6 protein-coding genes are annotated in these 11613 nt (G+C 64.3%); 1 reads left to right on the plus strand and 5 read right to left on the minus strand.

Annotation, left to right across the window (positions count from 1 at the left end; genetic code table 11):
• Window positions 1-5: 5 nt before the first annotated feature.
• From MOV63_RS13440 to MOV63_RS13450, 3 genes are all read right to left on the minus strand, one after another.
• The gene (locus tag MOV63_RS13440) at window positions 6-3713 is read right to left on the minus strand and encodes an AsmA family protein (protein WP_247034179.1); all 3708 of its coding nucleotides are present in this window, start codon (window positions 3711-3713) and stop codon (window positions 6-8) included.
• Window positions 3714-3788: 75 nt separating this feature from the next.
• Window positions 3789-5204 carry an FAD-binding oxidoreductase gene (locus tag MOV63_RS13445; protein WP_247034181.1) on the minus strand — a complete coding sequence of 472 codons (1416 nt, stop codon included), beginning with the start codon at window positions 5202-5204 and terminating at the stop codon, window positions 3789-3791.
• Between the two features lie 750 nt (window positions 5205-5954).
• Window positions 5955-6158 (minus strand): hypothetical protein, encoded by a 204-nt coding sequence (locus MOV63_RS13450; protein WP_038543470.1) that lies wholly within the window; start codon window positions 6156-6158, stop codon window positions 5955-5957.
• Window positions 6159-6481: 323 nt separating this feature from the next.
• Between MOV63_RS13450 and MOV63_RS13455 the strand changes: the two genes are divergently transcribed.
• Window positions 6482-7318, plus strand: coding sequence for an NAD(P)-dependent oxidoreductase (locus MOV63_RS13455; RefSeq protein WP_247034183.1), 837 nt, complete (start codon window positions 6482-6484; stop codon window positions 7316-7318).
• A 110-nt stretch (window positions 7319-7428) separates the two neighbouring features.
• Here the strand turns inward: MOV63_RS13455 and MOV63_RS13460 are convergent, their stop codons facing one another.
• Window positions 7429-10629, minus strand: a complete 3201-nt coding sequence (locus MOV63_RS13460; RefSeq protein WP_247034192.1) for an efflux RND transporter permease subunit — start codon at window positions 10627-10629, stop codon at window positions 7429-7431.
• 2 nt (window positions 10630-10631) lie between these two features.
• Window positions 10632-11613: efflux RND transporter periplasmic adaptor subunit (locus MOV63_RS13465; RefSeq protein WP_247034184.1), on the minus strand; the 982-nt coding region annotated here is incomplete at its 5' end.

Here is an 11613-nt window from a genome sequence, read left to right on the forward strand (position 1 = left end):
GGCAGCTATCGCTGCACCCCCGGCAGGCTCGGCATGTTGGGCGTACCCGCGGACGGAAGGCTCGGGAAGTTCTGACGGATTGCGTCGTCGGTCGGCGGCACGATCAGTTGCGGCGGCTGGCTGATCTGACGCTGACGCATTTCTTCGGCCGCCCGGGCCGCCGCCTCCACGCCCTGGCGCTGGCGTTCCGCTTCGGCGGCCTGCTGGCGGGCGCGCTCTTCAGCCGCCGCCTTTTCGCGGGCCGCCTGCCGCTCGATTGCCTGGAAATTATAAAGCGCCACCTCGCGGCGAAGGCGCTGCTTTTCCAGAACGCTCGCCTGCAGGGTTTCCACACGCCGCCGCTGCTGCTCGAAAGCGCGTTGCGACAGGAAATTGGCCATCGCCGCGATATCGATCCGTTCGGTGGGCGCAGCAATATCTCCCGAATAATCGAGCCGGATTGTCGGATCGCCGCCGGCCAGCGCCTCGTCGCCGGCATTGTAGGTGATCGCCAGGTTCGCGCTCAGGCGGTCGTCGAGCAGATCGAAGCGCCCCTCGCCCGATAGTTTTGTTGTGCCGACGGCGGCGGCAATATTCTGCGCCCGCGCTTCGCCCGCCGTGATCGTGACCGGAACGGTGACGTTGCCGATCGCCGCATTTCCCTGATGCAGCAGGCTGGAAACAATCGGCCGGACCCTCGCTTCCGTGATTTCTCCGCCGAGCTTGTCCACCCCGGCCATCAGGGGCTTCAGCGCATCGGGATTGATGCCGGCAATGGTCAGGCCCTTCAGCCGCAACTCGGCCGAACCGCTCGTGGCGCCAAGCAGCTCGGCCAGGGTCTTGCCGGTCGATTCGGCGGACATGTTGAAATCCAGCTTTCCGTTGGCAACCGGCTTTCCGCCTTTCGTCCAGACGAGCGGCGCAAGATCGGCGTTCTCAGCCGAAAGCCGGGCCTGCAGAAGTCCCGTTCCGTCACCGTTCGACATCAGCAGCCGGCCGGCGAGCCGGCCGCCCTGCCAGTTGCCGGCACCATTCTCGATGGTGATGCCGCCGCTGCGATGCGTCACGCGGGCCGAAAAATCGCCGATATTGCCGAACGCGCCCGTGTGAAACGTCCGCGCCTTGACGTCGAGAGCAACATCCGCGCCGTAAAAGACCGGCGGGGCGAAGGGTTTTGAAGAAACCGCACCGCTCTTCGGATCGCTGACCGGCCCGTAGATCGCCTCGCCGAGCCAGGCGAGGTCGAGGTTGTCGAGGTTGAGCGAGCCTGTCGCCGGCATGCCCGGCGCCTTGCGGTCGACGGCGATATCGCCGCTGATCGCGTTGCCGTCCGCCGCGCCGGTGAGCGCCGCAATCTTGACCGTCTCCGGCGTCATGCTGACATCCGCATCGAGCGTGACCGGCAGACCGGTCCCGAATTGCGGCAGCGCAATACCGTTCATCAGCAGATAGGGTTCCAGATCGGCGCTCCGCAGCGTCACATGACCGCTACCCTCCCCAAAACCGTCGCTGCCGATCCGCATGTCACCCTTGACGTCCAGCGAGGTCTTTGCGGTCGTGAACGACAGCGCGGTCTTTGCCGTGGCACCCGGCCCCTGATGCACGTTGAGCAGCAGTTCGCCGGTGCCGTCCCCTTCGAAAGGCAGGGGATCGAGACCCGCCTGGCCGAGAAGAACCATCGGGTCGGGATTGTCGAGCGAGGCGACCAGCGTCATGTCGGGGTCGCCCGTCAGGTCGAACAGGCCCGGAAGCTTGAGGTCGGCATTGACCGCGCTGCCGTTCGTCTTGCCCTTGAGGACGATCTCCACCCCGTTCGAGCTTCCGCCGACGGTCAGGTTGGCGCCGAGATCGGTGTTGGCGAACCACGCACCGTTTGCGGCAAGCCGGGCCAGAGCCGGATGTGGAGGCAGCCGGTTGCGCAGCATGGTCAGGAAGGCCGTCGGATCGCCGGAACGAAACGAGAGGTTGCCAGTGCCCGAATAGGCAAGCAGCGAGCCTTCGATGCGGCCTCGTGCCGATATCCTCGCCCCCTCGATATTGCCGACCGTCAGGCGCTCCAGCGAAAGCGCTCCGCCAGCCACAGTGAAAGCGGTATCGACATTGTTGGCGGCAACCCCGAAGGCGGTAAAACGGTCGGCCTTCAACGTCGCTGCGACGCGATGGTCCAGCACATCCTGACCGGCATCGTCGCCGGTCATCAGCGAGGCGAGCGCCCGCATCGCATCGATATCGATCTCGTTGCCGGCAAGGCTCATCGAAAGATTAGGCGTCTGCCCCTGGGCAGACTGGCGCTCCACACGGCCCTTGAGCGTCGCAGGCCCGATCGCCAGTTCGAGGTTGTCGAACCGTTGCAGGTCGGGTGTGAGATTGACCTTCGCCGAAAAGCCGGCTGACCGGAGCTGGCGCAGTTCGGGTGCCACCCGTCCGGAAAGCCAGTCGGAAAGGCCGGACGGCTGGCTGGACGCGACCAGCATATCGCCGACGAAGGACGTCCGATCGCGAAGCACGAGGCTGCCCTTCGCCTCCAGCTGCGTGCGGCCCGGCAGGGTCGCCACGACGTTGTCCACAGTCCAGCCACGGCCCGCCGGCCGTATGTCGAGCCTGATGTCGCGGATGGTCGTATCGTTGGCGACGATCGCCGGCAGCCTCAGGCTGGCGCGGCCGGGCACCTGCGGAATAGGAATAGACGCCGCCAGCCGGATGAAATTGTTGATGCGCCGCTGCGCCGATGCGGCGGCATCGCGACCGGTCTTGGCCCGCGCCCCGTCGCCCAGCCGGTTGACGTCGATCTGCTGGCCATCGGCCGTCAGCAGGAATTCAGGCTTGTTGCCGGTATCGAGCGTCGCCTCACCGGTCACCACATATGGATTGTCGCTCGCCCCGACTTCCAGCCGGTATTGCGGAATACGGATGCGCTCGTTGGTGACTTCGAAACCGCCCTTCAGGCGCGGTCCGGGCGGTGGCGGCGTCACCGGTTCGGTCTCGTCTTCCTCCTGCAGGAAATCGAGGGTGAAGTTGCCGTTATAGGCAGGCCTGTTGTCGGCAACGGTAAGCTCGCCGTCGAGATTGATCTCGACGGGCTGTGCATCCGGCCAGAGCCTGAGGCGCAGCGGCATACGCTTGCCCTCGGCATCCGCCGTGCCGCTCGCCAGGTTGAACCGGGTCTCGTAACCGTCGAGCGTCGCATTGCCCTCACCGCGCCAGGGGCCGCGCAGCGAACCTGCGGAAAAGTCGCCGACAAAACCGGTGATATGCCGCGACTGGCCGGACTGTTCGTCGATCATGTCAATCTCGCCGCCGGTGACATGCACGTCCTCGATGACGACGGTATGGGCCGGGATCGCGGCGCGGCTGCCGCGCATCCAGTCGAGCGTGCCGTCCTTCAGCAGCCGGACCCGCGCCTTCGGCTGCTCGATGCGCATGTCGAAGATGCGCGCCTCGCCGGAGAGGAAGGGCGCAAGCTCCATATCCATCGAGAATTGCGCGATCTGCACCAAAGGCTGGCCATCCGTATCGGCCCCCACCCTTACGTCGTGCAGGGTGACTGAGGGAAACGGCAGTATACGCGCGTCAACATTGCCGTGAACGGTGACCTTCTTGCCGAGGATGCGGCTTGCCTGTTCCTCGAAGCTTACCCGCAGGCTTGACCAGTCGACGAACAACGGAGCAAGCAGCGCCGTGAACAGCGCTACCACCACCAATCCGCCGAATGCCAACAGGATGCGTCCGAGCACGGTATCCGTCTCCCTGATCTTGCTAAGAGACTAGTTCTATTGGGTTCGCAGGCAAGTCAAGCTTGCGGGAGCATCTCATTCGGCATTCCTGAAGATCTTGCCGGGATTGAAGATATTCTTGGGATCGAGCCCCTGTTTGATGGTTCGCATCAGCTGGACTGCGCCGCCCAGTTCCTCTTCCAGAAATGACATCTTGCCTTGGCCGATGCCATGTTCGCCGGTGCAGGTTCCGTCCATGGCAAGTGCCCGGTGATTGAGGCGGCCGATGAACGCCTCGACCTTTTCGACCGAAGCCGGATCCTTGCCGTCGAAGAGCACCAGGACGTGGAAATTGCCGTCGCCCGCATGGCCGACGATCGGCGCCAGCAATCCCTGGTCGGCAATATCGGCCTGGGTTTCGGCGACGCATTCGGCAAGCCGCGAGATCGGCACGCAGACGTCGGTCGACAGGCCGTCGAGTTCCGGCGCCAGCGCCCGGCTCGCCCAGTAGGCATTGTGCCGCGCGTTCCACAGCTTTGCCCGCTCCTCGGCATTGGCGGTCCATAGAAATTCGTCGCCGCCGCATTCCGTGGCGACCTCGGCAAACTGCGCCGACTGCAGCGCCACCGTTTCCTCGGTGCCGTGGAATTCCAGGAACAGCGTCGGCTTTTCCGGATAAGAGAGCTTCGAATAGGCATTGCAGGCCCGCATCTGCACGTCGTCCAGCAGTTCGATGCGGGCGACCGGAATGCCCATCTGGATGGTCATGATCACGGCGTCACAGGCGGCCTTGACGCTCGGAAAGGCGCAGACGCCGCCGCCGATCTTTTCCGGAATGCCCTGCAGCCTCAACGTCACCGAGGTGATGACGCCGAGCGTTCCTTCCGAGCCGACGAAGAGACGGGTCAGGTCGTAGCCGGCCGAAGATTTCCGGGCCCGCTGCGCGGTGCGGATTTCCTCGCCGTCGGCGGTGACGACGGTGAGCGACAGGACATTGTCCTTCATCGTGCCGTAGCGCACCGCGTTGGTGCCGGAGGCGCGGGTGGCGGCCATGCCGCCGATCGAGGCATTGGCGCCGGGATCGATCGGGAAGAACAGGCCGGTGTCGCGAAGCTCACGGTTCAGTTCCTCGCGGGTGATGCCGGGCTCGACCGTCACGTCGAGATCCGCCGGGCTGACCCGAAGCACCTTGTTCATGCGGCTGAAATCGATCGAGATGCCGCCCGACGGCGCATTCACCTGGCCTTCGAGCGAGGAACCGATACCGAAGGGCACGACCGGTACCCGATGGTCGGCACAGGCCCTGACAACGGCTTTGACGTCATCGGCGCTTTCAGCGAAGACGACGCCGTCCGGAAGCTGGGCCGGCAGATAGGTCGTCGTATGGGCGTGCTGCTCGCGAAACGACTGGCCGGTCTGAAAACGCTCCCCGAAGGATTGCTTGAGGATGCCGAGGACCGTCGAGATGCCCTCTTCGTTGCGAAGGCCCGCCTTCACGTCCTTGATCGCCATGGCCATTCTCCTCCTTGTCTTTTCAAGGGATTGGTTAGGCGACGGGTCGGGTTTTGTCCAGACGGAACAGCGGTGGGCCGATCGGGCGGAATCCGGCCTTGGCGATTTCGGTTTTTTGAATCGGACGGGGCGCTGAAAGCTGCCTCGTAAGATAAGTAACAAGTGACACCTCTCAGCGCCCCGTTCGGCGGTTAATATCCGCGACTCCGGTCCCTCTGCGATGACGGGGGTTGTGGGAACGGTTGCGTGCCCCTCCGAAGAAGGTGTCATGCACGCTCGCAGACCAGGATGCCGCAGGCCATGACTGCCGCCCGGCATCGTCTTCCACCTGCGCCGCACAATCCGGGTTTTTGAAAAACCCTCGGACGCCGCACGACGCGGCCCCATCACCCTGTGTGCCTCACAGGCACGCCCAGCGCACCATGACGGAAAACGAAACGAGAAGTCGGTCCGACAGCTTCTCATCCGTCCCGCGTCGCCGGAGGGAGACCATTTTCCGCGAACCCCGAATGGAAGGACTTACGTCGTTTCCTCCCACCCGGCGCCGGTCCCGCCTCGCCGGCACGCCTGCCGGTGTATCCGCGACGGAACGGGGGGATTTTAGGCACGGGTTGGGAAGGCGGGGATGAGAGAGGTGGAAAATTAAACTAAGTCGTTGAGCCGACAGGCGGGTGAAGCTTGGGACATCCCCGCGACGGCGCTGCCCAACGAACTCGAATAGGATGCCGGACGCGAAACCTGATGCCGAACCTAGCCCGCTATGGCTACGCTCAGCCTCTGCTGTACCTGATCGACATTGCCGCGGACATAGACGGCCGTGGGCTTGCCGCCGGTGCTGGCGAGCGCAAGAGCGACGATGGTGACTTCCTCTTCGAAGGTCGTGACGTAAAGCACCTGGGCGGGATTGATGTATACGGACTGGTTATGGGTATTCTTGAAGCCGATCAGCGCCATACGTCTCTCCTTCTGCTGCGTGGCGGGATATGCCATGCCATGCACAAGGTTGCCGCAAGTTTAACAGGCCCGGCTCGTGACCGTTGTGACGATAAGAAGTCTCGAAACCGACCACCGCAGCGAGATGTCGACGATGAGCCTCCCGTGCCGGTAAGTCCTTGCGCCCCGGCAAGGTGAGTTTCCGGGTGCCGGGCGCGAATCGCCGGCAAGGCCTTCGCGTCACGGACAGGTCTTTTTGTCCCGGCGCAAAATAGTTCACCTGCAAGTCGCCGATCGATGCTCTAAATCAGGTTCTGCCTTTATCAAATTTCAGGAGATCAGCGATGGCGACAATTGCAATCATCGGCGCGGGCGCAATGGGGAGCGGGATCGGCCGGCAGTTGGCGGAGGGCGGCGCGAGCGTGCTGACCTATCTGGAAGGCCGCTCACCCGGGACCCGCGAGCGGGCCAGGGCCGCCGGAATGGAACCCGCCTCGCTTGAAGACATCATCGGGGCGGAGATCGTTCTGTCGATCGTTCCGCCCGCCGAGGCGATCGGCGTTGCCGAACGTCTGTCCGCGGCGATCGGAGCGCGGCCAAGCCCGGTGACATTCGTCGACTGCAACGCGATCTCGCCAAAGACGATGAATGCGGTCGCAGCCGCTTTCAGACCCGGCCAGGCGAACGTGCTGGACGGCTCGATCATCGGCCTGCCGCCGCAGCCGGGAAGGGCCGGACCAAAACTCTATATCAGTGGCGACGGGGCGGACAAAAGCGCCGTTCTCGCCGCGCACGGGCTTCACGTCCGCCGGATCGAAGGGGTTGTCGGAGCAGCCTCGGCGCTAAAGATGTGTTATGCCGGCATCAACAAGGGCATGACCGGGCTCGGCACCGCCATGCTTCTTGCTGCCATCGGATCGGGTGCCGACCAGAGTCTTAAGCGGGAGATGGCCGAAAGCGCGCCCGATCTCGACCGGAAACTCACAAGCGCCATTCCCGACATGTATGCAAAAGCCTATCGTTGGGTGGCGGAGATGGAGGAGATCGCCGCCTTCCTCGGCGAAGACGATCCGGCCTCGCAGATTTTCAGGGGAATGGCGGGATTGTTCCAGAAGATGGCCGAGGACCACGCCGGTGGCGGCGAGCTTGCCGGTCAGCTCAACGCCTTGCTGGGCCGGTAGATCGCAAAAAACCTCGACATCATCTCTTCTGTCCCCGAATCAGGTCCGAGGACAGGAAGGATGGGAGGAAACGAAGTACCCGCGCGCTCGAACGGATCGTCACTCGACGGTTACTCGGCAGCGAGCAGCCGTTCCTTGCCGTCCTCTTCCTCGTTGTCCTGCTTTTCCGGCTTGCGACGCGTGGCATGCGCCAGTTCCTGATGGAACCGCGCCTCTTCGTGCACATGCGGCTTGGCGAAGCCGGCGATCAGAAGATAGGCAACCGGGGTGATGAAGAGCGTCACGATGACCGCAAAACCGAGGCCGCCGACGATTACCCAGCCAAGAGCGATTCGGGCTTCCGCACCGGCGCCTTGAGCCAGCAGCAGCGGCACGCCGCCGATGACGGTGGCGATCATCGTCATCATCACCGGGCGCAGGCGAAGGGCGCAGGCCGTTTCGATCGCCTCGCGCACGCTTGACCCGCGGTCGCGCAGCTGATTGGCGAACTCGACAATCAGGATGCCGTTCTTCGCCATCACGCCGACGAGCAGCACGAGGCCGATCTGGCTGTAGACGTTGAGGCTCGATCCGGTCAGCACCAGTGCGATCGCGGCGCAGGCAAGCCCGAGCGGCACGGTCGACATGATGATGATCGACGACAAGACGCTTTCGAACTGCGCCGCCAGAACCAGGAAGATGATTGCGATCGCAAAACCGAAGGTCATCAGCATGGCGTTGGAGTTTTCGCCAAGCGTCTTGGCCTCCGCCATCGGCACCAGGCGGACACCGGCCGGCAGCAGCGGCTGGGCGATCGCCGTGACTTCCTTGACCGCATCGCCGAGCGCCACGCCGTCGCGCAGGTTCGACGAGATGGAGACCGACGCGAGCTGCTGTTCGCGGTTGAGCTGCGGCGCAACCGCGCCTTCCTTCAGGGTCGCGATCGTCGACATCGGCACGATCTTGCCGTCGCCGGTCTTCAGGAAGATGTTTTCAAGATCGGTCGGATCGTCGATCGGCCTCGTGGTCGAGGTGAGCTTGACGGGCAGCGCATCGCCGTTGACGAAGACGTCGACGACGGAACGGCCCTCGAGCAGCGACTGCATGGCAGTCGACAGGCCGGTAATGTCGATGCCGAGGTCGGAGGCCCGCTCGCGGTCGATCGCCACCGAAAGCTGCGCCTGGGTCGGCTCGTTGGTGAGGCGCGGCGTATCGAAGAACCGGCCGCCTTCGCTTTCCATATGCGAGACGAGTTTCAGGGCGGTCGAGGTCAGGAGGTCGTAGTCGTTGCCGACCAGCGCCATCTGCAGCCCGTTGCCGGCGCCCCGGATCTTCAGGCTGTTCGCCTGCATGGTGAAGCCGCGCAGCGCCGGAACCCTGAGCGCTGCAGCGTTGACGTCGGCAGCGATCTGGTCCTGGCTGCGGGTGCGCTCGTCCCAGGGCGCCAGCGTCAGGACCATGAAGCCGCTATTGGTGTTGCTGCCGAATCCCGAGATCGAGAACACATTGGTGATCTCGCCGGAATCGCGCAGCGACTTCAGGTTCTCCTCGACACGCTGCATCTGATCGCGCGTATAATCGAGGCTGACGCCCTGCGGCGTCGTCAGGCGCAGCATGATCGTGGCGCGGTCTTCCCGCGGCGTCAGCTCGCTCTTGACGAGGCCGAAGACGTTGTAGGCGGCGACCGAGAAGACCACCGAGACGACGATGACGACAAGCGGCGCGTTGAGGCAAAACCGCAGCGAGGACGCATAGACGCTGGCAAACGCGTTGCCGAAGGCGCCGAGCAGGCCGTGGTCTTCCTTCATCGGCTTGGTCAGCATGCGCGACGCAAGCATTGGGCAGAGCGTCAGGGCGGTCACCGACGACAGCGCCACCGAAAAGGCGAGAACGAAGCCGAATTCCTTGAACAGGCCGCCGATCTGGCCGGGCAGGAAGGACAGCGGAATGAAGACGGCCGCGAGCGTCGCGGTCGTCGCGATGACGGCGAAAAACACTTCCTGGGTGCCGAGCACGGCGGCGGCGCGTGGTCCCATGCCTTCCGCCCGTCGCCGGACGATGTTTTCGAGCACGACGATCGCATCGTCGACCACGAGACCTGTCGCCAAAACGATCGCAAGCAGCGTCAGGATGTTGATCGAGAAGCCGACGAGATAGATCGCCACCAACGTGCCGATCAGCGCCACCGGCATGGTGATCGCCGGGATCAGCGTGGCGCGCCAGTCGCGAAGGAACAGGAAGATGACCACGACGACGACCGCCGCCGAGAGCATCAATGCGGTCTCGACTTCGTGCAGCGCGCCCTGGATGAAGATCGCGTCGTCGCCGGTAACCGCGATGCGGGTGCCTTCCGGCAAGGTCTTCTGCATCTCCGCGACGGCGGCCTTGACGCCTTCGGAAATGTTAAGCGTGTTGGACTGCGCCTGACGGATGATGCCGAGGCCGACGCCCTGCACGCCGTTGGCGCGCAATACGGTCGTGCCGTCGTCCGGGCCGAGCGCCACGGTCGCCACGTCGCGGATGCGGACATTCGGTCCGATCAGCACGTTTTCGAAATCCTGCGGCTTGGTGAGGCTGGCGGTGGCGCGGACGACGATGTCCTGCGTCGTGCTCTTCAGCGAACCGGCCGGAACGTCGAGAGCGGCGCTCGACAGCGCCTTGGAAACGTCGGCAACGGTCAAGCCGCGACCGGCCAACGCAGCCTGGTTGATGTCGACGCGGAATACCTTGTCCTGGTCGCCGTAAAGTTCGACGTCCGCCACACCTTCCACGGCGGCGAGGCGGTCGACGACCGCGTTTTTGACCAGCTGGGTCAGGTTTTCCATCGACATCTTCGAGGATGTCACCGCCAGGCGCATGATGGCGTCGGAATCGGCGTCAGCCTTGACGATGCGGGGCTCGTCGGCATCTTCCGGCAATTTGTTGATGACCCGGCCGACGGCATCGCGCACATCGTTGGCGGCTTCCGACAGGTTGATTCTATCGGAAAATTCCATCGTCACGCGGCTGGAGCCGAACTGCGACTGCGATGACAGCGCCTTCAGGCCGGACACGCGGGCGACCGCGCCTTCGATGACCTGGGTGACTTCCTGGTCCATCGTCTGCGGCGAGGCGCCGTCGTAATTGGTGCGTACTGTGATGACCGGCTGGTCGACGTCTGGAAGTTCACGCACTTCGACGCCGGCAAGCGCCGCAAGACCCGCGACGACGAGCAGCGTGTTCAGGACGGCGGCAAGAACGGGCCGGCGGACGAAGAGAGCGGTGAAGCTCTGGCTGGATTTCTCCGCATCGCCCTTCCCCTCGTCGTCGTGGCCATGCCCCGGAAGCTCCATCTTCATTGGCGCGCCACCTCGGCGGTTTCCGGCGCGCCGAAAATCCGGACCGACGCTCCCTCCCTCACCCGTTGCAGCCCTTCGGTCACTATCCTGTCGCCCTCTTGGAGCTCGGCGCCCACGAGCACCGCATCGGGATTGCGCTGAACGACGCGCACCCGGGTCTTGACCGATTTATTGTCCTTGACCTGCCAGACATAGGAACCCTCGCCGTCCCACTGGACGGCGAGCGGATCGACCGCCGGGTATCTTTCGCCGGCAAAGCGCATGCCGACATTGAAGGCCATGCCGGCGCGCAGAACATCGCCCGGATTTTCGACCCGGGCGCGGATGCGCATCGTGCGGCTTGCCGCGTCGATACGGTTGTCGATCGCCTCGACCTTGCCGGAGAAGACCTGGCCCGGGCGGGCGATCGAGCTCGCGTCGACTGCCTGGCCCGGCTCGATGGCGACGGCGAAACGCTCCGGCGCCCAGAAGTCGACCAAAATAGCCGTGCGGTCGTCGATCGTCACCACATTGGTCTGGGTGGTAACGTTGTCGCCGATATTGACCGCGACGATGCCCGCGATTCCCTCGATCGGCGCGACGATATCACGGCGCTTCAGGTTGAGTTCGGCCGTGGCGAGCGCAAGCTTGGCAGCCTGTTCGGCAATCTGGGCATTGAGCACGTCGAGGCGCGAGAACGACTGGAGGTTCTTGTAGGACGCGGATTTTTCCTGGGCGCTCTGCAGCGCGACCTGCGCCTTTTCGCGCTCGATCGTCTGTTCTTCGTCGTCGAGGCGGGCGAGCACCTGGCCCTTGGTGACCTTCTGGCCGGAAACGACCCTGATCTCGTTGATCGTGCCGGAAGACTGCGGCATGACGACGACGGACTGGATCGCCTCGCCGCTGCCGATCGCCGTGAGGCGGTCGTTGACGGTGCCGATCGCCACCGGCTGGGCGACGACGAGCGTGGCGCGGTTGCCACCCTGTCCGCCCTGGCCG

It is taken from the genome of Neorhizobium sp. SHOUNA12A (assembly GCF_023006505.1).
In the GTDB taxonomy this organism is placed as follows: domain Bacteria; phylum Pseudomonadota; class Alphaproteobacteria; order Rhizobiales; family Rhizobiaceae; genus Neorhizobium.

Bases quoted from the DNA above. Each gene is read 5' to 3' on its own strand.
- MOV63_RS13460 (WP_247034192.1), bottom strand. From the start codon at position 10,629: ATGGAGCTTCCGGGGCATGGCCACGACGACGAGGGGAAGGGCGATGCG.
- MOV63_RS13455 (WP_247034183.1), top strand. From the start codon at position 6,482: ATGGCGACAATTGCAATCATCGGCGCGGGCGCAATGGGGAGCGGGATC.
- MOV63_RS13445 (WP_247034181.1), bottom strand. From the start codon at position 5,204: ATGGCGATCAAGGACGTGAAGGCGGGCCTTCGCAACGAAGAGGGCATC.
- MOV63_RS13450 (WP_038543470.1), bottom strand. From the start codon at position 6,158: ATGGCGCTGATCGGCTTCAAGAATACCCATAACCAGTCCGTATACATC.